Source organism: Enterococcus moraviensis ATCC BAA-383, assembly GCF_000407445.1.
GTDB classification, from domain to species: domain Bacteria; phylum Bacillota; class Bacilli; order Lactobacillales; family Enterococcaceae; genus Enterococcus_L; species Enterococcus_L moraviensis.
The window spans coordinates 980,281-1,004,322 of record NZ_ASWB01000001.1; the positions used below are offsets into that span (position 1 = coordinate 980,281).

Genomic DNA, 24,042 nt, shown 5'->3' on the forward strand with positions numbered 1-24,042 from the left:
TCTATTGATTAAACTTCTGCTTTTATTTTTTCAACTCGGCGTTTTTGAATCATCCCTAGTAAAAATCCGCCAACAACTGAACCAACTAAAATGGCAACTACCCAAAGCAACCCATGTGTCACAACTGGTAAGACTAAAAATCCGCCATGGGGTGCAGGGACTTGAACCTTAAACATGTAGGTCAAAACCGCGGCAATCGAAGAGCCTAACATCATCGTCGGCAATACTCTTAATGGATCTTTTGCTGCAAAGGGAATCGCCCCCTCTGTAATGTGAGTAGATCCTAAAATAAAATTGACCAATCCAGCATTTTGTTCATTTGTATCAAAATAGTTTCGGAAAAATAAAACAGCAAATCCTGTGATCAATGGCGGCGCAATACACGCAGCCGAAACCCCTGCCATAAAGCTAGTATTTCCTTGTGCTAAAAGAGCTGTCCCTGTAACATACGCGGCTTTATTCACTGGACCACCCATATCAAAGGCACACATACACCCAACAATAATTCCTAAAACTAAAGGACTTGAATTTTCAAAACCTGCTAGAAAATCCATCATGCCTTCATTGATTGCTGACATCGGTCCTGAAATGCCATACATGATCAATCCAGTAATAGCAACACCTAAAACAGGGTATAAAAAGATTGCCTTTAACCCATCTAATGATTTTGGTAAAACCTTGAATACTCTGACTAATCCTAGAACAACATATCCTGCTAAGAACCCAGAAACGATCCCGCCTAAAAAGCCAGTTCCACCATTACTCGCTACCAGTCCACCTACAAATCCAACAACTAAACCTGGACGTTTGGCAATCCCTTCTGCAATATAGGCTGATAAAATCGGCACCATCATGCCCATTGCTAAACCACCAATTTCTTTTAAGGTTGCTGCAAATTGATTGAATTGCGTACTTTCAGGATCAGCTGAATAAATCCCCCATAAAAATGAAATAGCAATCAGTACCCCACCACTCACAACAAAAGGCAACATGTGGGAAACGCCGTTCATTAGATTTTTATAAATGCTGTGTCCGATACCTTTTCGATCATTTTCTTTTTTCTCTAATGCATCTACAGAAACGGATTTGTCACCACCAAGAACCTTTCCTTTTCCTGCTAAAGCATCCTCGATCAACTGACTAGCTTCTTTGATTCCTTTACTAACAGGAACTTCAATCACTCGTTTTCCAGCAAACCGTTCCGCATGAACATCTTTATCTGCCGCAATAATTACCGCATCTGCTTCTTCGATTTCAGCTTGTGTTAATTCATTTTCTACACCGATTTGACCATGAGTTTCCACTTTGATCGTCACGCCTTTGGCTTTTGCAGCTTGTTCTAATGCTTCTTGTGCCATATACGTATGTGCGATACCAGTAGGACAACCTGTTGCTGCAATCAATTGATACTTTGTCATATTAGATCTTCCCTTCTATTACTTGGATTTGGATTTGTTTTGTTAATTCATTTGTATCAGTAAAATCTGTTAGGCCTTTTCTAAAAGCAGTTGAACTTCCCGCTGCGATACTGTGTTTTAATGCTTCATCTATTTTTTCCCCTTGTAACAGCCCACTCATAAACGTGCCCAATAATGTGTCTCCAGCACAAGCGGTGTTCACTACTTTTCCTGTCGGCGCATTCCCATAAATAATGGTCTCTTTATCCGCATAGAAACAACCTTTTCCACCAAAAGATAGTAAAACTCGTTGTGCTCCCAAGTCGACCAACCGTTTCAAATATTTAGGACTTTCTTCTAGCGAAATTGTTTCTTGATCAAACCAATTTGCTAGTTCTTCTTCATTGGGTTTTAGCAAAAAAGGCTGATACATCAAACAATCCATTACGCTATTGTAACTACTATCAAGCACGAGATTGATTTTTTGCTCTTGTGTGATTTTGCTGATTTCAACTAAAATCGTTTCTGAAATTCCTTGTGGTAAACTACCAGAAACACACAAGTAAGAGCCAGCTTCGATTTTTCTAATCATTGCTAATAGTTCATCAACCTTTTTAATTGGAATCTCAGGTCCTTTATTGACTAATTTGTATTCTGTTTGGTCTTGATTGACTTGGGTGAAAACATTGATGCGGGTAGTTCCATCTACTTGAATAAATTGTGTTCCTACCCCTTTTTCTTGTAAAAATTCTTCAATGTAGCGCCCTGTGAAACCACCGCTAAACCCAAGTGCTGTACTATCTATTTTTAATTTTTTAAGGATCAAGGAGACATTTACTCCTTTGCCATTCGCTTGGATTTCATCGTCAAGTGTCCGATTCACAACTTTGGGTTTCATCATTTCGGTTTCAATAAATAAATCGATTGCTAAATTCATGGTACAAGTATATAGTTGAACCATTTTCCTCCCCCTTTCCTCACACTTGTATTATCGAACATTTTTCTATGTAAATGTTTTCATAATCGTAAGAATACCCTGAAAAACGATACAATCTTTATTTCCCTCTTCCTAAAATGGTATGATAGGAAAAAGAATGTGAGTAGATTGGAGGATTTCACGTCATGGAAAAAGCACTAAGTGAATCAGAAAAGTATTTATGGGATTTTATCGATAATCATCTTGTTGATATTCCCAATTATTCCATCGTCAAATTAAGTGAAAAAGCCAATGTTTCAACTGCAACAATCGTTCGTGCCATGAAAAAGAAAGGCTACGAAGGCTTTACTTCGTTTAAGCATTATTTAAAAGATCAATCAAATACAACAATCAATTTCTCGGGTGTAGAAAAAATCGATGCCGAAATCAAGCGGGCAATCTTGAAAAATGAGCAAGAAGTTATTCGTACAATCAATAGGTTGGATAGCGGTAGTATTGAAGATGCCATCCAAAAAATCCATGCAGCACAAAAAATCGTCATTTTTGCTCGTGGCTTTTCCGAATTAATTGCCCAAGAAATGACGGTGAAATTTCAACTTTTAGGGAAATATTGTGAACTCCATGCCGATCCCAATATCATTACGAGTATGAGTAAAAAAATCACAAAAAATGATATCGTCCTTTTGATTTCTTTAAATGGAGAGACACCAGAATTAGTGACTGCAGTAAAAAATTGTTTAAAAAATGAAGTCAGCACGATTACCTTGACTGCTAATTCAAGCAGTTCTTTAGCGCAATTATCTGAAATCGTCTTCACAGGATTTAAATCAGAAGGATCTTATTTTCCAGAATATGAAGTGCGATCAAGATTGCCTTTATCTGTTATGGCAAGAATTTTGTTAGACTCTTACGCTATTCGTACAAATTAACGCAAAAAAGAGACTAGAGCCTAACTCTACGAGTTAGGTCCTAGTCTCAAAAGATCCAAATAAACGCTGGAAGCAGCTACTGCAGTCTCTACTCTAGACACTTCTTACTTTTTTTCTCTTTATTCTCTTAAAACCATAATGGCTTTTGGTGAAACAGTAAAGTGATTGATTTTCTCGACGTTGATTTGTTTACTGCCTTTCCACCAAAAATCAAGGTTGTTGCAACAAAACCAAGCATTTTGTTCAAATGGCGTTTGTTGACTACTCACGTATTGAACAGTCAACAAATTGACATGGCTATCATCCAATAACAAATCATGCGCTCGAATCCCAATATAAGAACAATTTTTCAGGATTTCAGCAGCAACGGTCCATGGTTTTTCAATGCCAGGAATCTTTAGTGTATGCGCATCGATTCGTTTGATTGGATAAATATTTTTGCACCCAGTCAATCGAGCCGCTTCCACTGTTTGAGGTTGCTTAAACAAGTCCGTTGTCATGCCCTGTATAAGACCTGATTTCGTCATGATGCCAAGATTTGGACATAGTCTATAAAGTTCATCCAAACTATGACTCACAATCAATACATTGCCGTTAAAACCAGTCAAATGGTTTTGCAATTCGAGTTGAAGCTCTTCTTTTAATGATGTATCTAATGCTGAAAATGGTTCATCCAATAAAAGTAGCTCTGGTTTAGAAGCTAATATTCGAGCTAATGCGACTCGCTGTTTTTGCCCACCTGACAGTTGTCTTGGATAACTATTCTCCACATTTTCTAACTGGAACATATGCACTAGTTTTTGAATCAATTGTACGTCAGTTGTCACACTGCTTAAATTTTTATAGACAGTTAAATGAGGAAAAAGTGCATATTGCTGAAACAATAAGCCAACTTTACGTTTTTGTGGTGGCACATCAATTCCTTTTTCCTTATCAAATAGCACATGGTCTCCTAACTGAATTCGACCCGAATCTGGTGTTTCAATTCCAGCAATACATTTTAATAACATGCTTTTCCCACACCCTGACGCTCCTAAAATCCCCAATGTCGTAGTGTCGATTTCAAAGCTTACTTTTAACGGATGATCTCGTAATTTTTTTTGAATATCAACAATAAGGTTCATACTCTTATCCCCCGAGATTTTCTGCTAAAAAGCTCCATTAAAAATAGAATCAACAAACAAATAATAATGATAATGGCCACGTACTTTTTTGCTAAAGCCCAATCGCCTGCCGCTACTGCAGAATAAATTGCTAATGGCAGTGTTCTTGTTTTTCCAGCAATGTTTCCTGCTAGCATGGTTGTTGCCCCAAATTCACCTAAGCCTCTAGCAAAAGCTAGCACGCCTCCGGCTAAAAGTCCATTGATCGCCAATGGTAAAGCAATTTTACAAAAAATTTTTATTTCTGAAAAGCCTAATGTCTGAGCAGCTGCAAGCAGATCTGGATCAATTTGCTCAAAAGCGGCAATCGCCGAGCGGTACATTAAAGGAAACGAAACTGCCACAGCCGCTATAACAGTTGCCGTCCAAGAAAAAACAACTTTGACAGAAAAATAATCTAACAAGAATTTTCCAATTGGCTGTTGAACACCAAAAATATCCAGTAAAAAGAAACCGAAAACCGTCGGTGGCAATACCAGTGGTAAGGTAAATAGACTGTTCAATAAAATTTTAAGCCCTTGATTCTTCAAACGAAAAACCAGATACGCCAGCAAAGTTCCACCTAAAAAAGTAAACATAATTGCTATTATTGCTGTTTGAAAGGAAATAATAATTGGACTCAACGCCATCAAGCTCACCTACTTATTTAGAATAAACCCAGCATCTTCAAAATAGTTTGCTGCTTCTTTGCTTTTAAAAAACGTCATAAATTCTTCGGCCATTACTTTTTCTTCCGACCTTTCAAGCACCCCAACTGGGTAGATGATCGGCTCGTTCAACGTGTCCTCTGGTAAAACAGCTACAACTTTTACTTTGTCAGTTGATGCAGCATCTGTAGCATAAACTAATCCAGCTTGTGCACTACCTTGTGCTACCCAATTTAGTACTTCTGTTACATTGGTTCCAAAGCTAGCATGTTCTTTGACATAATCCCAATACCCCAAAGCATTCAATCCTTTTTCAGCATATTGGCCTGCTGGCACACTTTCAGGATCTCCGATTGCGATCATCTCTGCTTTTTTCAACTCACTAAAGTCATTCCATTCAACAGTAGACGTGCTTGGAATGATCATGACCAACTGGTTTTTTAATAGTGGATCAACACTTTTTTCATCGATTAATTTTTTTGAAACTAAGGCGTCCATTTGCTTGGTCGCTGCCGAAAAGAAAATATCTGCTTCTAAGCCTTTTTCGATTTGTGTTTGTAGTTTTCCAGAGCTATCGTAGTTTCCTTCAATTTTTGTATTTGAATGCTCCTTTTCAAAAGCTGGAATGAGTTGATTTTCCATTACACTTTCCAGACTAGCGGCCGCTGCAATCAATAAATGATGTTGTTCCGCTTGATTCGTCGAACTAGAGTCAACTGTTGCTTTTTTATCATTAGATGTACAAGCAGATAGGAAAAAACAGACAACTAAAATTAGAGGAATGACTTTTACCACATTCTTTTGTTTCATACTATTTGCTCTCCTTTAAACGTAGTTTATAAATAACCACCATAACCCAAACCAATAATTTCTCTTTTCGTTATTGTATCTTTAGCAATAATTCTTGGTAATAATAGGTCAAAAACGGTTTGTGCAGAAAATAAGACCCCACCTGGCAATCCTACGATTGTTTTGCCCTCTAAGTAAGCAAGCAACAACATGGAGCCTGGCAAGACAGGTGTGCCATGAGAAACAATTTCCGCTCCAGTTTGCTTGATTGCTAACGGAGTACGATCATCTGGGTCCACGCTCATTCCACCAGTACAAAAGACAATATCTGCCCCTTTTTTTAACATATCTTTAATCGCACTACTTATTAAATCGGGCACATCGTTGACGATTTTATGAAATTTGATGACCGCCATTGGGTATGGAGTTAATTTTTCTTTAAGGACTGGTAAGAATGCGTCTTCAATCAAACCGTTGAAAACTTCACTGCCTGTGGTGACGATTCCGATCGTTACTGGTTTAAAAGGTATTAGAGATAAGATCCTTTCTTGGCCAACCAAGTCTTCTGCTTGAAGTAATTTTTCAGGTTCGATTTCCAATGGAATGATTCGTGCCCCTGCCAATTTTTGTCCTGCATGTACCTTTTGATCCCCTTTTAGTGTGGCAACAGCAATCTTTTCAATCGAATTCAACTCAAATAATACGTCTTGTTTGACTTTCAATACTCCATCTACTTCTGCAACAATTTCGATTTTCCCTTCTGATACCGCTGTTGCGCGCATATCGTCTCCCGCAATTAAATGATAGAGAAAATCTGCTGCGTCATTTTCGTGAATTAAATTTGTTTTTTCTGTTGATAAAAATAAATGCTCTTTCCCTAATGCGAGTAATAGAGGGATATCTTCAGCCTTCACTTGATGGCCTTTTGAGAAAAGAGCTCCTTTAAACTCGCCTTTAACGATTTTGGTAATATCTTGGCATAAAACCAGTCCCTCAGCGTCCACTGTTTTGACGACTTTCATCCTTTTTCCCTCCACTTAATGCTCTGTTTTTCGGTCTGTTAAAATGTCTAAGGCATGGGGTAAAATCGGGCGTAAATAGGTTAAATTCTCGGTCACACCTTTTGGACTTCCAGGCAAATTAACGATCATCGTCTTACCACGTTGCACTGCAACAGCTCGACTTAACATAGCAAAAGGTGTTTTTTTGATACCTTGCATGCGCATTCCTTCACTAATACCTGGAAGCTCTTTTTCTGCTACACTTAACGTTGCCTCGGGTGTGATATCTCGAACACCTAAACCAGTTCCCCCAGTCGTCAATATCAGGTCACATGTGTCACACCACTCAATCAACAGTGTTCTTAATTCACTCTGTTCGTCGGGTAAAATTGCTTGTTTCACGACTTCAAATTGATCTTGGATCAATTCTTTTATGATACGACCAGATTCATCTTCACGTAATCCTTGGTATCCTGTATCGCTTAATGTAATAATGCCCACTTTATACAACTTCAAGTTTATCCCCTTTTTTAATATGCCCTTCTTCAACCACAACAGCAAAAATTCCTTCTCTTGGCATAATGCAATCTCCCACACGAGCATAAATTTGACAATGCTTATGACATTCTTTTCCGATTTGAGTGACAACTAGCTCTGCCTGACCTATCCTAATTTGGCTTCCAACAGGTAATTGGCGTAAATCAACGCCTGATACAATGATATTTTCACCAAAAGCACCGTTCCCTACACGAGCCCCACGTTCATTAAACTCTGTGATTTTTTCAAATGACAATAAACTAACTTGACGATGCCAATTTCCTCCATGAGCATCGTTTGCTAACCCAAAGCCTTTAACTAGATCCACTTCTGGAATTTCTTTTTTTTGAGTTCCTCTTCGTTCACTGATATTGATACCAATAATTTCCCCAACTGTCATACTCATTACCCTCCAATTTGTGACATTAATCGAGAATCTCCTTGAGTCTCTAAAAAATGATGTTTTTCTGGTTTTCGTTCGATCGCTGCTAAAATTTGTCGTAACAGAAGTTCTTCGTTCTCTGTTTGTAACGCTTCTTTTAAGTCACAGCCATCATCCATATGCAAACAGGTTTTCAACTGTCCATCTGCCGTGACTCTGATGCGGTCACATTCAGCACAAAAACAATGACCTAATGCACTGATAAATCCAATTTTCCCATTGAAATCTGGCAACGTAAAATAACTGGCTGGGCCATTTCCTAAGCGTTGCTCAAAAGGAACCAAGGTTCCATAATTGGATTCAAGCACTGCAAAAATTTCCTCTTGTGTTTTCCCTGGGCAACCTTTACCTAAACCAATCGGCATCAATTCAATAAATCGAATATGAATCGGATTTACTTTTGCTAGTGCTGCGATTTCACAAATTTCTTTTGCTGTTAATTCTCCGCGAGCCACTGTGTTCACTTTGATATTCGGTAGCGCTACTTCTATCGCTTTTTCTAAACCAGCCAGGACTCTCTTTAAATCTCCGACTCTCGTAATTTCACGAAAGTCATCTTGATTTAACGTATCGATGCTGATATTGATACCATCTAGTTTTGCTTCTTTTAACGCTTCCGCATATCTTTCTAATTGAATGCCATTCGTTGTTAACGTGACTTTTTCTATTCCTTTTATTTCTTTTATTGACCGAATCAACCCAACTGTATCTCGTCTGGTTAGGGGCTCACCTCCTGTGATCTTCACTTTTTTGATTCCATGCTCAGCTAATTTTCTGACTAAAAATAGAATCTCATTAGTACTTAAAACCTCCTGCTTTTGTAGAAAACATATTCCTGTAGCTGGCATACAATACGTACATCTTAAATCGCAACGATCTGTTACCGATATCCGAACATAATCAATTTCGCGGTTAAAGGAATCCTTCATTTTAAGTCGTGTCCTTCCTGTACCATTATTCGTTGACCTCTTGATTTCTTGAAATAAAGTGTCCGCTTTTTCCACCAGACTTTTCTAGCAAACAAACATTTGAGATATTCATTTCTCGATCCATAGCCTTACACATATCGTAAATTGTAAGCAACGCAATATTGGCTCCAGTTAAAGCTTCCATCTCAACTCCTGTTGGTCCAACTGTTTTTGTCACACACTGAACGCTCAAAATTTGATCTGATTTCCAACTAAAGTCGATCACACACTTTGTTAATGCTATCACATGACATAGCGGAATAAGTTCAAATGTTTTTTTGGCAGCCATAATACCCGCAACTCTTGCAACTTGTAGCACCTCACCTTTTTTTATTGTTTGATTTTTGATACCAGCTGCCACTTCTTTGTTCATCTGAATTTCTCCATAAGCTATGGCTGTCCTTTCCGTCGCTTCTTTTTTAGAGACATCAACCATACGCGCTTCGCCTTGTTCATTAATATGTGTAAACTGTAAATTTTCTTCCATGTCAGCACCTCTTAAAACGCTTTCATTTACAACTAAACCAGAAACTGATTTGTCTTTATCTCAAGTTTATCACTACGTCTAAAAAAAAACAATCTGATATAAATAATTTTTTTTAGCTAACCTAAATAGAATCTGAAGAAAAGAGACTAATCTCTTTTCTTCAGATTCCTTTGGCTTATTAAGATTTCCAATAATAGACTGTTACAGAGTCTCCTTTTTTCAGAGTTTTTTTGGCGGGTTGATCAATTAAACAATTAGTATCAAGGGTATTATGAAAAACAGAAGAGTAGTGTAATGTTGCGTTTAAAGAAACCAAGCCATTTTCTTCATGCGCTCGAATAAAACGACGAATATTGGATTGTTTCAGGTCTTCTGTTAATTGAACCTCCCGTTTTTCTAAATTTAGTTCTGGACACCCCATAAAATCAGCCAAGGCTGACCAATAAAACAGATGAAGATTAACAACTGCTGCAAAAGGATTGCCAGACAAACTTAAAATAACTTTATTTTGATAAGTACTTGCCATTATCGGTGTTCCTGGTTTCATGTTCACAAAATGAAACAACGACTTCCCGCCTAAATCTTTTATTACTTGTGGGACATAATCCTTTTCCCCTACCGAAACACCACCTGTCGTAATCAATAAGTCGATTGTTTCTATTTGCTCACGAATAATTTTTGAGATAACAACAGTATCATCTGAGCAATGCTCTTTAAAGATGATTTTACTCCCGCTTGATTGGATAAACGAAGCAAGGGTATATAAATTACTATCATAAATTTTCCCTGATGTAAGTGGTGTTTCTAATGAGATCAACTCGCTACCAGTTGCTATGATCCCTACTTTCATTGGTGCTAAAACGCTGATTTCTTTCATCCCTTGAGCAGCTAAGATTCCCACAGCACGGCTGTTGATCACTTGATATTTTGAAAAAATTTTCTGATTATGTGTGACATCTTCCCCTACAACCCCATAGTTGCGACCTGCTTTTATTTCTCGATAGATGTTGACTTCTGTTTTCCCATAATCTGTCCATTCTTGTTTGATCACTGCATCATATGGTTTTGGAATCGGTGCTCCCGTCATGATTCTAACAGCACTGCCACAAACGTTCTTTACATTCGGTTCAGAATCTCCTGCAAAAATCGCATCAATAACCTGTAATGTAACGGGTTGTTCTGGGCTTGCGCCCTCACTTTCTTTGGCGATTATAGCATAACCATCCATGCCAGCTCTTGGAAAATGAGGTACAGCAACTTGCGCATAAATATCTTCCGCACACACACGTCCTGTTGCTTCCAAAATAGAAACGATTTCTACTTTTTTTTGCTGAGCCAAAGCCTGTTGGATTTTTGCTCTAGCCGCTTCAACTTCGATCATTGGCTCAACTCCCTTATTTGATTGGTGTAATAGCAACAGCACATACTTTATATTCTGGAATGATCGCGATATCATCGAACTCAGCAATAGTCAGTTCGTTGACATTACCATCTGGGAAATGGAAGGTCATGAACACTTCTTGTGGAAAGACACGATTGCCAACTGCAGCATATGTTTCAATCGTTCCTCTTCTCGACTTAACTGCCACTTTATCGCCTTCTTCGATTCCTAAACGATTTGCATCTACGGTATTGATTTCAATATAGGAACGATTTGCGATTTGATTGATTCCCTCTGTTCTCCCTGTCATCGCTCGAGTATTATAATGATACAACATTCGACCAGTAGACATTAAATAGGGATAGCTTTCATCTGGTAACTCTTTGGATTTTTTATATGGAATCGCCATAAATAGGCCTTTGCCACGAGTAAATTCACCAACATGCATAATCGGTGTACCTGGGTCTTCTACTGTACGACATGGCCATTGCAAACCACCTGTTTCTTCTAAGCGATCATAGTTGATTCCACCAAAAGTTGGGGTTACACTTGCAATTTCATCCATGATTTCTTTGGCAGAGTCATAGTGACAAGGATAGCCAAGGCGTGTCATTACATCACAGAAAATAGCAAAATCTTCTCGTGCTTCTCCTTTTGGCTCCACCACCTTGCGTACTCGTTGAACACGTCTTTCGGTATTCGTAAATGTTCCATCTTTTTCAGCATAACTAATTCCTGGCAACACCACGTCTGCATAAGCTGCTGTTTCTGTCATAAATAATTCTTGAACGACAAAGAACTCTAAATTTTCAAGTGCCTTACGTACATGATTCGTATCTGGGTCTGTCACAATCGGATCTTCTCCAAAGATATACAATCCTTTGATTTTTCCTTCTGTTGCTGCAGGTAATACTTGCGTGGAAGTCATTCCGACATTTTTATTCAATGTTACTCCCCACACTTTTTCAAATTTTTCCATTGCTTGTGGATCGGCAACTTTTTGATAACCAGGGAAATCATACGGCATACAGCCCATATCACATGCACCTTGTACATTATTTTGACCGCGAAGTGGATTAACGCCACAGCCAGGTTTTCCGATTTTACCAACGAGCATGGCCATATTCGACATACTCATAACACCTTCGGTTCCTGTTGAATGCTCCGTTACACCTAAACAGTAGATAATGGGTGCTTTCTCCGCTTTTGCATACAATCTCGCAGCTTTTATTAAATCTTGTGGATCAATGTGACAAATTTCAGCCACTTTTTCTGGTGTATATTCTGCAACTAAACGTTCAAGTGCTTCAAATCCTTCTGTTTTTTCTTCAATAAAGGTTCGATCAGCTAATCCTTCTTTTAAGATTACATGCATCATCCCATTGGCAAAGGCTACGTTTGTTCCAGCCTGGATTTGTAAATGGAGCTCACAATTTTTTACGAGGTCGATTTTACGTGGATCGACTACGATAACCTTTGCTCCTCGTTGCATCGCTTGTCTAATTTGTGAGCCAATCACTGGATGAGCTTCTTCTGGATTTGACCCCACTAATAAGATTACGTCAATATCTGTCGTAATGTCTGCAATAGGATTTGTCATGGCACCAGAGCCTAGCGTATGCGCCAACCCATGGACAGACGCCGAGTGACAAACACGAGCACAATTATCTACGTTATTTGTACCAAATGCCGCTCTCATCATTTTTTGGAAAACATAATTATCTTCGTTAATGGAACGTGAACAAGAAAAACCAGCTAGAGAATCTGGACCATGATCTGTTTTCAATTGACTAAATTTATCTGCAACCAAGGTCAAGGCTTCATCCCATGTCGCTGGTTCAAAAACGCCATTACGCTTAATCAGCGGCTCCGTTAAACGATCACCTGAACCTACAAATTTATACGAAGCAAACTTGCCTTTCACACATAAAAGATTTTTGTTTGCAGCACCATTGATTGGTTCAACACCAACCAATTTATTTCCTTTGATCACAAGATTCATTTGGCAACCAGTCCCACAATGCGGACAAGTGGTCGGAATTTTTTTGGTTTCCCACTCTCGATAAGTTTTATGATCTTTACTCACTAAGGCACCTGTTGGGCAAGCTGAAACGCAATTCCCACAAGACTCACAAAGTGACTGATCAAAAGAAGCTCCATAACTAGGCGTCATTTTCGTGTCAAAGCCTCGTTTGGCAATACTAATGACATCTCGTCCTTGGCGCAACTGACAGACCTTAGAACAACGCCTACACATAATACACTTTTCTGGATCATACTCAAAAAATGGATTGCTGGTGTCTTCTTGGTGACAAGGCATCCGTTTGCCATCCGTAAAACTGGTAGCCTCAATTCCATAATCCAAACAATAATCTTGTAGTTTACAGGCTCCATTTTTACCACAAGAGAAACAGTCTAATTTATGATTACTCAACAACAAATCTAAAATAAAGCGACGGGAATCATTGACTCTAGGAGAGTTTGTATGAACCACCATTCCTTCTTGGCAGTGAGCCGTACAGGCTGTGGTCAAGCCACCTTTTCTTCCACCCTCGACTTCAATTGTACACATCCGACATGAACCATCTGGTGCTAATTCCTTCAAATGGCACAGTGTAGGGATTTCTATATTCAACATTGATGCAGCTTCTAACACGGTTGTCCCTTTTGGTACCGTAATCTGCTGATCATCGATCGACATCGTAATGGTTGTTGTTTTTAATTTTGTTTCCATCTTACCAAAGCCCCCCTTTTACTGGTGCAACTGCTTCACGGATACCAGCCTCAAATTCCTCAGGAAAATAAGCTAAACCGCTTTTCATTGGATTGGCAACAGACTGGCCCAATCCGCATGCAGAAAGGTTTGTCACATGTTGCAACATCTTTTCAAGTCGTTCAAGGTCACCTAAAACAGCCGTTTGATTATTGAATTTTGTCAAAAGCTCCAAAATTCGTGTTGTGCCTAAGCGGCAAGGTGTACATTTACCACAAGATTCGTGTGCAAAAAAGGCAGCGACCTGTACTAAATAATCAACGATGCTCACCTGATCATCCATCACAACGATTGCTCCAGAACCAATCGAAAGATCCTTATCCCACAATCCTTCATAGGAATAAATACAATCCTCAAGATTTTGAACAGCTCCGATCGGTCCTGATTGCCCACCAAAATGAATAAATTTCAATGGTCGACCAGTCGAAGAACCACCGCCGTATTCTTCAGAATAAAGAATGTCCTGCAGCGATGTGCCAAGATTTACTTCATATAAACCGCGATTTTTAATATGACCAGACAAACAAATCAGTTTAGTGCCACCACCATCTTCCGTTCCAAGATCCCGATAAGCTTGTCCTCCTTCACGTAAAATCACAGGAATTCCCGCAAATGATTCAACATTATTCACTAAAGTAGGCTGTAGATACAAACCAACGTCTGCTAAATGTGGTGGTTTTACTCTTGGTCGACCCGTTTTGCCTTCGATTGAATTTAAAAGAGCTGAATTTTCTCCACAAACATACGCTCCAGCACCTGAAATAATCGTGATTTTATAGTTAAAACCAGGAATTCCTAAAATATTTTCTCCTAAAAAACCAGCTTTTTCCGCATTATCCAATGCTTCTTGAAAGATTTTTTGAATGCGTAAATATTCACCCCGTATATAGATATACCCTGCTTTAGCAGAAAAAAGATAGCCAGCGATTACCATTCCTTCAATGACACTCAAGGGATCATGTTCTAATAACGCCTTATCTTTAAACGTTCCTGGCTCTCCTTCATCAGCATTACAAACAATGTATTTCGTGTCGCCTTTGGCCCCATATAAATGCCGCCATTTTTTTCCTAATGGGAAAGCCGCTCCACCGCGTCCTCGTAAATGAGCTAAATCCAGTTCATCCAAAATAGCTTCTTTTTCCATTTCAATTGCCTTCAATAGACCAGAAAATCCATGATATTTCTGATATTCTTCAACACTGGTAGCTTGTTTCATTTTACTGATACGTTCTAACAAAACGGGTTGATTTCTTTTGATCATCTTTCTTCCTCCTATAGCTTCTGATAACATCCACGTTGGAGGTCATCGATCAATTGATAAACTTTTGCTTCCGTCAAATCAGCAAATACAGTATCTTTGATTTTGATCACAGGTCCTTTGTCACAGGCTCCGATACACGGAATACTATGATACATAAACAATCCGTCAGGTGTCGGTTGATCTTGAGATACTTCTAAAATCGTCTCTAATAGCTCAGCCAATTTATCACCACCTGTAAAAAGACAGGGTGTGCTATTGCATATTTTCAATACGTATTTTGCTTGTGGTTCTGCCTTCAAAATAGCGTAAAAGCTCACTATCTCATAAACCCGTGCTTGGGACAAATGCAATCGATCTGCAACAAGCTTTGCCGTTTCTTCGTCGATATACCCTTCTTCAGATGCATATTGAATGGCAATCAACATGTTTAATATACGCTGTGGATCTGAATCATTTTCTAAAATAATTGCTTCTTTTTCTGATAAACTTAATGAACTCATACTTTTTCTCTCCTATTTTCTACGTTGTTCTCTGAAAATCGAACACCGTTTTTGGTTTTAGTTAGGATAAATGTATCCAGTACCTTTGATGTCTCTATAATAAAATCAGCCCGATCAATGACATTTTCTGCTGTCTTTTTGATCCCTTTTTGATTGTCCATCATCAGAAATAAACCAGGTTTCACAACTTCACGAATTGAATTGGATTCACAGATAATCAACGTGTCTCTTGGTACAAACTGAAGAAATGATAAAAATCCTTCTAATAAATGATCATGAAATACTTTTAGTAAATAGACTTTCTTACATCCTGCTTTTAATAATTCCATCGTGTCCTTCGATCCATTGTGATTCGTTTCTTCAATTAGTTCATAACCTTCATCAATACTTGTACAAATACCACACCCAGTTTCTCCTCGTTGGCATTTTCCGCGTGCGCCGCTGATTGTAATAATCTTTAAGCCATACATAGTAAAACGGTGTTGATTTTTAGCGATAATTTTTTTGGCGATGGTGGTTTTCCCACTGTTACGGCCAGTAGAACCGATTTGGACCATATTGTTGATTTCAATACTTTTCGTAAATACCATCTGGCTCACCCACTTCCTTCTTTTCAGCCGTTACAAACATTAGTGGTACAGCTAAAAATAAACTGCCGCCAACTGCATTTCCCAAAAAGACAACCACTGTATTCAGAAGATAATCAGACCATTGAATCGTACTAGCATTAGAAAAAATAGCTGCTGGAATAATGAAGGCATTTGCGACAACGTGTTGAAAACCGCAAACGACAAACACCATAACTGGAAACCAAAGACCAAACATTTTACCAAGATATGTTTTTCCCATTGCACCTAGATAAACGGCTAAGCAGACGAATATATTACACCCAATTCCAGAAATAAATGCTACAAGAGGCGGGTCTGCGATTTTAGCTTGTGCAACGGAAACTGTCTTTTCCAAAAAGGCCCCTTCTGTTAAGCCAACAATGTGACCAAAGAAATAAGCAACGATCATGCCACCAATACAGTTGGTAATTAACACAATTAGCCAGTTAAACACTAAACTTTTTCCACTTATCTTTTTCTGTAAAACACCTAACGTCATTACCATCATATTTCCCGTTGCCAGTTCACCACCAAAGAAAGTAAGCGCTATCAATCCGATTGGAAACAAACAACCACCTAGAAAAGTTGAAAAACCTCCCCAACTTTTTGGCACAGTTCCTGAGATTCTGATAAAGGAGAGATACCCTAATGCAATAAAAAAACCGGCCATAATCCCCAACACACTTAATCTAAAAAACGATAACTGACTTTTGGCAACTGCTTTGTCCCCTAAACTTGTAACAACGTCTTGACTACTTTCAAAATCCATCTCAAACTCCCTTCATGAAACTTGATTTATTGAATCCATAACGGTAACTCTTTTGGTGAATTGACATTTTTCAATCTGACAGAAGAATCCAAGAGAATTTCTTTCACTAAAAATCGATCAAATTGTTTTTTGATACGCCAGTCATTTGTGGTAAGTTGTTGTTTCAAAATCGGTAAACAAGAACGATGATAAAAAGTAAATAATGGCTCTAAACGGTTATCTTGTACACAAATGACGACATCGTATGAAGCAATAAACGTAGCCATTCTCCGAATCAAATCGATATTCAAATTAGGAATATCACAAGCAACTACGAAGAGAAACTCTGTTTCACAATTTTCTAGTGCTGTGACCAACCCACCTAGAGGGCCTTTTTCTGGATAATGGTCTTCTACTATTTCAATTTGAGAAAAAATTTGTGGAAATTTGTTTCGCTTATTAGTAACAAGTAAACTTTCTGGAAAAATCTTTTTCAATTGCTTGATAGTTCTCAACAACATAAATTCGCCATCTATTTGAAGCAAAGACTTGTCAAAACCCATTCTTGAACTTTTGCCGCCACATAAAATGGCTACCGTACAGTTTGCTATCTGATTTATAATGATCACCTCTCATTTTTAACGTGCAGTGAACGGTTTCAGTTCTACTGAAATGCTCTCACAAGCTAAATATTTATTATTACTAAAAAATATTTTTTAGTAATAACTTTTATTCTATTATAAAACATCCTTCCAACAAGTCAATTATTATTTTAGTATTTCTTACCTCGATTTAGTTTAACACTACGTTCATTCGGATCTATAAGGATCCTTTATTGATGAAAAAAACTTCTATTTTTTTTAGAAAATCCAGCTTAAACTGCACTAATGCCTATGTAGATAAGGTATACTAGAATTGACATAATCAAGGAGGTTACTTTTAATGAACTATACAATGACAGAAAATACCGTTTTCCCTTTAGTAGAAGTAGGGTTAAAAACAGGTGAAAGCATCCAATTAGAAAGTGGTGCAATGGTTTATCACAATGGTGAGATCAATCTTGAAGGAAAAATGAATAGCAACGGAAAATCTGGTTTGGGCGGAGCAATTCGTGCGTTAGGTCGTTCAATGTCTAGCGGGGAAAGTTTCTTTATCACAAAAGCATCTGGTCTAACCGATACTGCTAAAGTTGTTTTAGCGCCTTCAACTCCAGGTACTATCAAGGAACTTCAAGTCGGTTCAGAGCATTGGCGCTTAAATACAGGGGCATTCTTAGCTTGTGATGCTAGTGTCTCTTATAATATGAAACGTCAAAAACTAAGTGGGGCCATTTTTGGTGGTACCGGTGGATTATTCGTAATGGAAACAGCGGGTTCTGGATCGTTATTGATCAATAGTTACGGGGATATCGTAGAAATTCAACTAGATGGAACCAAGCCATTTGTCGTAGACAATCAACACGTTGTCGCTTGGTCAGAATCATTAGATTACACTATTAAAGTTGCTTCTGGTATTTTTGGTTTTACAACAGGTGAAGGTGTGGTCAATGAATTTAATGGCACTGGCACAATCATGATTCAAACAAGAAACATCGAAGGCTTAGCTGGTTTGATCAGCCCTTTTGTTAGCTCTGGTTCATAAAAAAAGATGAAACAAAAGGGGTTGCTTCTGTTCCATCAGTCTATTCAGGTTCTAAGTGAGTGTGGCATACCTTTTTTAGTATATCATACTCACTTCATTGTATTCTTCTAACAATCCATAATAGCCATGCAAATGTCACTGAGCTTTCTTTTTCAACTCATTCTGAACCATAATTTCATTATTAAAATTAGTAAGATATCATAAAAAACAACAAAAACTCACTGATTTTCCTACAAGTTTTTTTTCCTCTTTTTGACAATTTTCAGCGATTTAGGATTTTAACTCTACCAAAATAAGTGAGATATACCTCGCTACGTTATGTCTCACTTATTTCATTTTATAACATTCCTTAGAATTTATTCCGGGTATTGTTTTAACAAAATCATATATTCTGGATATTTGTGTAAATTGTTTTTAAGATGTTTTTTGTTTGAATGTAAGAAACTATTCCGCTTGATTGCAAAATAAATCCGGATACCGATTCCTGCTAAAACAAATAACAATAGAGGAAATTTTTACCCTTGTTGCTGCAATTTTTATTCAAATTTTACTAACTCTTTTTTATTTCAAACAACTAAATCGCTCTACTCCAGGATACTTTTCACCTAAACTATTAATTGTAAAGTCTGACTTCTTATAAAATCCAACAGCATCCTTATCCGTTTCAGCAAAAATTTTAGAAGGAGCATATGTTTTCACTATATAATCTATCATATTGCTTCCAATTCGTTTATGTCTGTACGCTTTTTTTGTTGCTATATGTTTGATTTCTATCCTATTATTTTCCAGCATCTGAATACCGATACATCCTACTAAAATAGTCTTATCATAATGTAGATATAAAATCCAATCGTTATAGTCTAAATACTTTTTCAATTCATCGTCCACTTTATTTCTTGCTGTAGCTTGACTGAGTAATTCTTTGATTTCTTTGGTGATAATCGTAATTTTTTCCATTATATAATCTCCTTTCCATCCCTTGTTTATTCTAAATTAACTGATTCTCCTAAAGAATACTAGTCCCTTTTCGTTTTCTCACTTGATAAACCTGAAAAAAATAAAAAAAGTGTCTAGGACATAACTCTGCGAGTTATATCCCAGACACCTAGTATCCGAATAAACAATGGGAGCAAATGGTCCTCGCTGCTTCGAGGATCGGAGTGAAACGAGAACCCTAGAGGCAGAAGCAACTCCTACTGTCACAACCTATTTAAATACTTACACATGCCTATTCCTTTTTTATTCATAACTCCATTGTGTTATATCAATTTGTGCTGTACCATTTTCTGCAAACAATTCAATAAAACGACTGTCTTCTTTTGGAAAGATTCGACTAGAAAAAACGGCTTCTCCATCATTAACAAATACTTCAATTGAGGATTGATCTAGAAAAATAGTCAATTGAATAGTCGGTTGCTGGTAGATCATTTTTCTCACTGTCCCAAAGTCAGTTGCTACTGGTATGCCTGACTGAGTGCGATCCAAACTAAAATATTTAGATTCTCGATCTAACAAACAAACTGTTTCTTCATTTTCTCCAACGCTAAAGGCAATTCCTGCTTTTTTGGCATCTTCTACCTTTATCGTGACTTGGTATTCTCCTGCTTCTGAAAAGATTGTCTTTAATCGTTCACGACTACTTGCTACTCGTACCTGCTGATGCTTTGTTTTTACTCGTTTTTGTTTCAATTCCTGAAGTGGCTGTTGCTGAATTCGGCCATTTTTTATAGATAATTCCCTTGGAGTCGTTAAACAATTTGCCCAGCCATCCTTATCACTTGGGTAGTCCGTGTCAGGCAAGCCCATCCAGCCAATTAAGATTTGTCGGCCATCAGGAGTTTGTGTGGTTTGAGGCGCGTAAAAATCAAAGCCCTTATCCAACTCTTGAAATGCATGCGTATCAAAAGAGACCATTTGCTCGTCAAATTCCCCAATAAAAACACCCGAATGATAAATATTTTGAAAATCATTTCCTTTTGCTTTTAAACCCTGCGGTGACACTAATAGTACCTCTTGTCCTTGAAGCGAAAAATAGTCTGGACATTCCCACATAAAGCCAAACGATTCATGATTTGTTTTTAGTTCCTGTTTAAATTTCCACGACTTCAAATCATCGGACACATAGACGAGTAAACACCCTTCTAATGCCTCTCGTTGTGCACCAACTAGCATATAATAGTGATTGCCTTTTTTGAACACTTTAGGATCTCGAAAATTATGTGTGTACTGTTTCGGAGGTCCACTGATAACTGGTTCTGTTACCTTTTCTATTTTGCCATCGCTTGAAAGAATCGCCAAGCATTGAGAAGAACGCCGCTGCCATGTTTCATTTCGATGATTTCCTGTATAAAATAAATACAACTGCTCTTCTTCCACAAAACCCGTTCCAGAAAATATCCCGTGGGATTCATGAGGAAATTCTGGCATTAAGGCCACACCTTCCTCTTGCCAATCCACTAAATCAGCGCTGGTTAGATGATACCAATGCTTCATCCCATGAACAGCTCCAAAGGGAAACCATTGATAAAATAGATGATACTTGCCATTATAATAGCAAAATCCATTTGGATCATTCAACAAACCATAATTTGGCTGAATATGATACGTTTGCCGCCAGATACTCTTTGTGACTTTCGCTTCTAATGCGGACAGTTCCCCATCCTTAGCATCCGTTATCGCTCGATAGCGTTGTTCATTGCTCCAGCTCATTGCTCTTCTCCTAAATATTCATCATCTGACATCATCACTTCTTTTGGCACACCAAATAGATACGTCAATACAAACGACAAGATAAAGATACAAATGCCAACCACAATATAGGTCACTAATTGATAAGAGCTATAAATATACATCAATGGTGACAAAATGACCGCTAACCCGTATGAATTCGCTTGCACATTTAACAACGATAAAACAGCGCCGCCTAATGCAGAACAACCTAACATAATGCCAAGCGGTTTCATCCCATAACGAATCGTGATCCCAAATAGCGCTGGTTCACTTACACCTAAAAGTTGTGTCACACCTGCACTCGTTCCAATCACTTTTACATTTTTATCTTTGGCCTTCACACTCACAGCAAAACTCACAGCTGCATTGGCAAAGCCGTACATTGCACAAAGTGTGATCAATGGATTAAAGCCAGTTGTTGCCAATAAACTTGTTTCGATCATAATAAACAGATGATGCATCCCTGTCATAACTGCTAGAGGATATAAGAAGCCAATCAATAATCCACCAATCCCAAATGGCAATTTGATCAAACCAGTAATCAGGTAAACCAAACCATTTTCAACAAAGTGTAAAATTGGCCCTAAAACCAATAAACCCGTCAGCAACATCACCAAAATAACCACAAAAGGCGTAAACATCAAGTCTAAGGAATTCGGCATTTTTCGACGTAACACTTTTTCCAATTTCGCCCCTAGTAACCCAATGACTAAAGCGGTTAAGACACTTCCTTGATAACCCACAATCGGAATAAACCCAAAAGCCATCAACGGTTCAACCCCACTATTGATGTCTGCCACAGAATAAGCATTCGGCAACATTGGCGATACCAACATCAGCCCAATCACAAACCCAATGATCGGTGTACCACCAAACTTCTTAAACGCGGACCAACAGATCAACGCAGGTAAAAAAGCAAAAACAGTATCTGTTAACACACTTAGCAAAACTAAAGCAAATTCAGGAATTTTATCTGTTGATGTTCCAAAAAAAGCTAAAACACTTTCATTTAAAAAGACGCCTTTCAACCCTAAAAACAACCCCGTTGCCACGATTCCTGGAATAATCGGTACAAAAATATCAGAAAGCGTACGAATCGCGTGTTTGATTGGATTACTTGGCTTTTTCATTTCTTCTAAAGAGGTTTCTTTTTCCAATAAATCATGATTGTTTTGAACCAGCGAATCATAAACTTTATTCACGATGCCAGTACCTAAAATAATTTGGTATTGTCCAGCGTTAAAGAATACTCCTTTTACTTGATCGATTTTTTCGATTTTTTTATCATCGATCAATTCTCGGTCTTTTACTTCCAGGCGCAAACGTGTCGCACAATGGGTGATCCCTGTAATATTTTCTTCCCCGACAACATCGATGATCTCTTCTCCGATTTGTTTGTAATCAATTGCCATTTCTACTCACCTCATTTATTTTTTTAAGTAAAACACTTTGATAAGGATGGAGCTTTAATTCATTTCCCTCAACTGCTAAATCATCATGGGAATTTAAAAGTAAATCAAACACTCCTTTTTCTAAAGGAATTAGTTCCTCCGTATCACTTAAATTAGTATATGAATATACTTCAGTTTCCTTAAATACACGTTTATATGCAACAATATTATCTGGCACATTCTCTAAGAAAACAATTGTCCCCTTTGTTAAAATATCACTTACTATTCCTTGTTGTCTAAGTTCGATCATTTTTTTGTAATGTGCTAATACTTGGTTCTGCTGTGCATTTCGACTTGGATATTCTTCGGTCATCGCAAGCCATGGCGTGGTCGTTGAAAATCCTCCGTATTGACTATCATTCCAAGGAAATGGCGTACGTGTGTTATCTCGGCTTCGCTGATTAACAAAGCTCATCGCTTCTTCTGGTGAAAATCCTTCTTGAATCGAACGATAATAATTATCGATACTTGAGATATCATTAAATTGATCGATCGTTTTACGTTTTGCATTTTGCATTCCAAGCTCTTGGGCTTGATAAATAAATGGCGTTCCTCGTAAAAAGAAATAGAGCATACCTAACGCTTTAGCAGCTTCATCCGTTTGGTACTTAGGTTTGATAAATTTAGAAAGAGCACGCGGTTGATCGTGGTTTTCAATGAAATTAGCGCCCCAACCATTGGCTTGTAAGACTTCTTGGGATCGTTTCAATTTCTCTTTAAATTCCTTCGTTGTCCAATTCGTCCGTTTAAACCAATCAGAACCAGATTCCACATCAATATCTGAATAATTAAAATCAAAGATCATCGAAAAATAGCCATCATCTCCAATAAAATCTCCATATTCCTCATAAGGAACGCCTGGCGCTTCCCCAACTGTGACACAATTGTATTTCTCAAAGGTTTCTCTTTTCAGTTCATTCAAAAATACTTCAATCCCTGGCCGATTCCGGGTTTTACTTTTACAAGAAGCTAAACCATCTACCCCATCAGCTGGTAAACTGGCAAAATCTTGATCCTTCTTGATAAACGTAATCGAATCAATCCGAAAACCTGCAATTCCTTTTTCTAACCATCTATTGATCATTCCATATAATTCTTGGCGTAAGACTGGATTTTCCCAATTTAAATCGGGCTGTTTTTTATCAAAGGCATGGAAATAATAGACCTCTTCATCTGGTAACTTTTCCCAAACTGAACCACCAAAAATCGAACGCCAGTTATTTGGTTCTGTTTTTCCTTTTTTAAAAATGTAATAGTCACGATACGGACTTTCTTTGTCTTTTAATGCTGCTTGGAACCACGGATGTTCATCTGATGTATGATTGATAACTAAATCTAAAATCACTTTGATTCCCAGTTCATTCGCTTCTTCTAACAATTGATCAAAGTCAGCCATAGTACCAAATTCAGGATTGATTCCCTCAAAATCAGAGATATCATAACCATTATCCACCATTGGTGACGTAAATATCGGACAGATCCAAATCATGGTAATCCCTAATTCTTTCAAATAAGGCAACTTCTCTCGAATCCCTTGAATATCTCCTATTCCATCATTATTTGAATCCTTAAAGCTTTTGGGATAAATCTGATAAATCACTTCTTTTTCCCACCATTTTTTGTCTTTCATTTCTATATTCACTATTTATTCA

At 37.9% G+C, this 24,042-nt stretch carries 23 protein-coding genes; 2 read left to right on the top strand and 21 right to left on the bottom strand.

Annotated features, from left to right (window positions below; translation table 11 throughout):
- Window positions 1-8: 8 nt before the first annotated feature.
- The gene (locus I586_RS04600; RefSeq protein ID WP_010764335.1) at window positions 9-1,418 is read right to left on the bottom strand and encodes a PTS fructose transporter subunit IIC; all 1,410 of its coding nucleotides are present in this window, start codon (window positions 1,416-1,418) and stop codon (window positions 9-11) included.
- A 1-nt stretch (window position 1,419) separates the two neighbouring features.
- Window positions 1,420-2,358, bottom strand: coding sequence for a 1-phosphofructokinase (gene pfkB, locus I586_RS04605; protein WP_010764334.1), 939 nt, complete (start codon window positions 2,356-2,358; stop codon window positions 1,420-1,422).
- A gap of 161 nt (window positions 2,359-2,519) precedes the next feature.
- Between pfkB and I586_RS04610 the strand changes: the two genes are divergently transcribed.
- On the top strand, window positions 2,520-3,263 hold the full coding sequence (locus I586_RS04610) for a MurR/RpiR family transcriptional regulator (RefSeq protein WP_010764333.1): 744 nt from the start codon (window positions 2,520-2,522) through the stop codon (window positions 3,261-3,263).
- Between the two features lie 119 nt (window positions 3,264-3,382).
- Here the strand turns inward: I586_RS04610 and I586_RS04615 are convergent, their stop codons facing one another.
- The 15 genes from I586_RS04615 to mobA form a co-directional block, all read right to left on the bottom strand.
- Window positions 3,383-4,387 carry a sulfate/molybdate ABC transporter ATP-binding protein gene (locus tag I586_RS04615; protein WP_010764332.1) on the bottom strand — a complete coding sequence of 335 codons (1,005 nt, stop codon included), beginning with the start codon at window positions 4,385-4,387 and terminating at the stop codon, window positions 3,383-3,385.
- On the bottom strand, window positions 4,384-5,055 hold the full coding sequence (gene modB / locus I586_RS04620) for a molybdate ABC transporter permease subunit (protein WP_010764331.1): 672 nt from the start codon (window positions 5,053-5,055) through the stop codon (window positions 4,384-4,386). Before modB ends, I586_RS04615 begins: the two co-directional genes overlap by 4 nt.
- A 9-nt stretch (window positions 5,056-5,064) precedes the next feature.
- The gene (modA, locus tag I586_RS04625; protein ID WP_010764330.1) at window positions 5,065-5,883 is read right to left on the bottom strand and encodes a molybdate ABC transporter substrate-binding protein; all 819 of its coding nucleotides are present in this window, start codon (window positions 5,881-5,883) and stop codon (window positions 5,065-5,067) included.
- 26 nt (window positions 5,884-5,909) lie between these two features.
- The gene (locus tag I586_RS04630) at window positions 5,910-6,884 is read right to left on the bottom strand and encodes a molybdopterin-binding protein (protein WP_010764329.1); all 975 of its coding nucleotides are present in this window, start codon (window positions 6,882-6,884) and stop codon (window positions 5,910-5,912) included.
- A 15-nt stretch (window positions 6,885-6,899) separates the two neighbouring features.
- Complete coding sequence (locus I586_RS04635) at window positions 6,900-7,373, bottom strand: molybdenum cofactor synthesis domain-containing protein (RefSeq protein WP_034701781.1); 474 nt, start codon at window positions 7,371-7,373, stop codon at window positions 6,900-6,902.
- Window positions 7,366-7,800 (bottom strand): MOSC domain-containing protein, encoded by a 435-nt coding sequence (locus I586_RS04640; protein ID WP_010764327.1) that lies wholly within the window; start codon window positions 7,798-7,800, stop codon window positions 7,366-7,368. The genes I586_RS04635 and I586_RS04640 overlap by 8 nt, the downstream gene beginning before the upstream one ends.
- A gap of 5 nt (window positions 7,801-7,805) precedes the next feature.
- Window positions 7,806-8,771 (bottom strand): GTP 3',8-cyclase MoaA, encoded by a 966-nt coding sequence (moaA, locus tag I586_RS04645; protein ID WP_010764326.1) that lies wholly within the window; start codon window positions 8,769-8,771, stop codon window positions 7,806-7,808.
- 25 nt (window positions 8,772-8,796) lie between these two features.
- Entirely contained in the window at window positions 8,797-9,297 is a 501-nt protein-coding gene (moaC, locus tag I586_RS04650; protein WP_010764325.1) for a cyclic pyranopterin monophosphate synthase MoaC, read from the bottom strand.
- 178 nt (window positions 9,298-9,475) lie between these two features.
- Window positions 9,476-10,678, bottom strand: coding sequence for a molybdopterin molybdotransferase MoeA (locus I586_RS04655; protein WP_010764324.1), 1,203 nt, complete (start codon window positions 10,676-10,678; stop codon window positions 9,476-9,478).
- 13 nt (window positions 10,679-10,691) lie between these two features.
- Window positions 10,692-13,412 carry a formate dehydrogenase subunit alpha gene (gene fdhF, locus I586_RS04660; RefSeq protein ID WP_010764323.1) on the bottom strand — a complete coding sequence of 907 codons (2,721 nt, stop codon included), beginning with the start codon at window positions 13,410-13,412 and terminating at the stop codon, window positions 10,692-10,694.
- Window position 13,413: 1 nt separating this feature from the next.
- On the bottom strand, window positions 13,414-14,712 hold the full coding sequence (locus tag I586_RS04665; RefSeq protein ID WP_010764322.1) for a complex I 51 kDa subunit family protein: 1,299 nt from the start codon (window positions 14,710-14,712) through the stop codon (window positions 13,414-13,416).
- Window positions 14,713-14,723: 11 nt separating this feature from the next.
- The gene (locus tag I586_RS04670; RefSeq protein WP_010764321.1) at window positions 14,724-15,212 is read right to left on the bottom strand and encodes an NADH-quinone oxidoreductase subunit NuoE family protein; all 489 of its coding nucleotides are present in this window, start codon (window positions 15,210-15,212) and stop codon (window positions 14,724-14,726) included.
- On the bottom strand, window positions 15,209-15,802 hold the full coding sequence (locus I586_RS04675; RefSeq protein WP_034701522.1) for a hypothetical protein: 594 nt from the start codon (window positions 15,800-15,802) through the stop codon (window positions 15,209-15,211). Before I586_RS04675 ends, I586_RS04670 begins: the two co-directional genes overlap by 4 nt.
- Complete coding sequence (locus I586_RS04680) at window positions 15,780-16,589, bottom strand: formate/nitrite transporter family protein (protein WP_010764319.1); 810 nt, start codon at window positions 16,587-16,589, stop codon at window positions 15,780-15,782. Before I586_RS04680 ends, I586_RS04675 begins: the two co-directional genes overlap by 23 nt.
- 26 nt (window positions 16,590-16,615) lie before the next feature.
- On the bottom strand, window positions 16,616-17,197 hold the full coding sequence (gene mobA, locus I586_RS04685) for a molybdenum cofactor guanylyltransferase (RefSeq protein WP_279615031.1): 582 nt from the start codon (window positions 17,195-17,197) through the stop codon (window positions 16,616-16,618).
- 313 nt (window positions 17,198-17,510) lie between these two features.
- Here mobA and I586_RS04690 point away from each other — a divergent pair, with 313 nt between their 5' ends.
- Entirely contained in the window at window positions 17,511-18,209 is a 699-nt protein-coding gene (locus I586_RS04690; RefSeq protein ID WP_010764317.1) for a TIGR00266 family protein, read from the top strand.
- A 561-nt stretch (window positions 18,210-18,770) separates the two neighbouring features.
- On the opposite strand, the gene I586_RS04695 is transcribed toward I586_RS04690, so the two are convergent.
- The 4 genes from I586_RS04695 to I586_RS04710 all read right to left on the bottom strand — a co-directional run bounded on the left by I586_RS04695 (window position 18,771) and on the right by I586_RS04710 (window position 24,020).
- The gene (locus I586_RS04695) at window positions 18,771-19,166 is read right to left on the bottom strand and encodes a GNAT family N-acetyltransferase (protein ID WP_010764316.1); all 396 of its coding nucleotides are present in this window, start codon (window positions 19,164-19,166) and stop codon (window positions 18,771-18,773) included.
- A 282-nt stretch (window positions 19,167-19,448) separates the two neighbouring features.
- A complete protein-coding gene (locus tag I586_RS04700) occupies window positions 19,449-20,918 on the bottom strand; it encodes a glycoside hydrolase family 32 protein (protein ID WP_010764315.1) in 1,470 nt (489 codons plus the stop codon).
- Complete coding sequence (locus tag I586_RS04705) at window positions 20,915-22,351, bottom strand: PTS transporter subunit EIIC (RefSeq protein ID WP_010764314.1); 1,437 nt, start codon at window positions 22,349-22,351, stop codon at window positions 20,915-20,917. The genes I586_RS04700 and I586_RS04705 overlap by 4 nt, the downstream gene beginning before the upstream one ends.
- On the bottom strand, window positions 22,341-24,020 hold the full coding sequence (locus tag I586_RS04710) for an alpha-glucosidase (RefSeq protein ID WP_034701789.1): 1,680 nt from the start codon (window positions 24,018-24,020) through the stop codon (window positions 22,341-22,343). The genes I586_RS04705 and I586_RS04710 overlap by 11 nt, the downstream gene beginning before the upstream one ends.
- Window positions 24,021-24,042 lie beyond the last annotated feature (22 nt).

What these genes read in the sequence shown, in the direction of transcription:
- I586_RS04600 (WP_010764335.1), bottom strand. Translation starts at nt 1,418, where the DNA reads ATGACAAAGTATCAATTGATTGCAGCAACAGGTTGTCCTACTGGTATC.
- pfkB (WP_010764334.1), bottom strand. Translation starts at nt 2,358, where the DNA reads ATGGTTCAACTATATACTTGTACCATGAATTTAGCAATCGATTTATTT.
- I586_RS04610 (WP_010764333.1), top strand. Translation starts at nt 2,520, where the DNA reads ATGGAAAAAGCACTAAGTGAATCAGAAAAGTATTTATGGGATTTTATC.
- I586_RS04615 (WP_010764332.1), bottom strand. Translation starts at nt 4,387, where the DNA reads ATGAACCTTATTGTTGATATTCAAAAAAAATTACGAGATCATCCGTTA.
- modB (WP_010764331.1), bottom strand. Translation starts at nt 5,055, where the DNA reads ATGGCGTTGAGTCCAATTATTATTTCCTTTCAAACAGCAATAATAGCA.
- modA (WP_010764330.1), bottom strand. Translation starts at nt 5,883, where the DNA reads ATGAAACAAAAGAATGTGGTAAAAGTCATTCCTCTAATTTTAGTTGTC.
- I586_RS04630 (WP_010764329.1), bottom strand. Translation starts at nt 6,884, where the DNA reads ATGAAAGTCGTCAAAACAGTGGACGCTGAGGGACTGGTTTTATGCCAA.
- I586_RS04640 (WP_010764327.1), bottom strand. Translation starts at nt 7,800, where the DNA reads ATGACAGTTGGGGAAATTATTGGTATCAATATCAGTGAACGAAGAGGA.
- moaA (WP_010764326.1), bottom strand. Translation starts at nt 8,771, where the DNA reads ATGAAGGATTCCTTTAACCGCGAAATTGATTATGTTCGGATATCGGTA.
- moaC (WP_010764325.1), bottom strand. Translation starts at nt 9,297, where the DNA reads ATGGAAGAAAATTTACAGTTTACACATATTAATGAACAAGGCGAAGCG.
- I586_RS04655 (WP_010764324.1), bottom strand. Translation starts at nt 10,678, where the DNA reads ATGATCGAAGTTGAAGCGGCTAGAGCAAAAATCCAACAGGCTTTGGCT.
- fdhF (WP_010764323.1), bottom strand. Translation starts at nt 13,412, where the DNA reads ATGGAAACAAAATTAAAAACAACAACCATTACGATGTCGATCGATGAT.
- I586_RS04665 (WP_010764322.1), bottom strand. Translation starts at nt 14,712, where the DNA reads ATGATCAAAAGAAATCAACCCGTTTTGTTAGAACGTATCAGTAAAATG.
- I586_RS04670 (WP_010764321.1), bottom strand. Translation starts at nt 15,212, where the DNA reads ATGAGTTCATTAAGTTTATCAGAAAAAGAAGCAATTATTTTAGAAAAT.
- I586_RS04675 (WP_034701522.1), bottom strand. Translation starts at nt 15,802, where the DNA reads ATGGTATTTACGAAAAGTATTGAAATCAACAATATGGTCCAAATCGGT.
- I586_RS04680 (WP_010764319.1), bottom strand. Translation starts at nt 16,589, where the DNA reads ATGGATTTTGAAAGTAGTCAAGACGTTGTTACAAGTTTAGGGGACAAA.
- I586_RS04690 (WP_010764317.1), top strand. Translation starts at nt 17,511, where the DNA reads ATGAACTATACAATGACAGAAAATACCGTTTTCCCTTTAGTAGAAGTA.
- I586_RS04695 (WP_010764316.1), bottom strand. Translation starts at nt 19,166, where the DNA reads ATGGAAAAAATTACGATTATCACCAAAGAAATCAAAGAATTACTCAGT.
- I586_RS04700 (WP_010764315.1), bottom strand. Translation starts at nt 20,918, where the DNA reads ATGAGCTGGAGCAATGAACAACGCTATCGAGCGATAACGGATGCTAAG.
- I586_RS04705 (WP_010764314.1), bottom strand. Translation starts at nt 22,351, where the DNA reads ATGGCAATTGATTACAAACAAATCGGAGAAGAGATCATCGATGTTGTC.
- I586_RS04710 (WP_034701789.1), bottom strand. Translation starts at nt 24,020, where the DNA reads ATGAAAGACAAAAAATGGTGGGAAAAAGAAGTGATTTATCAGATTTAT.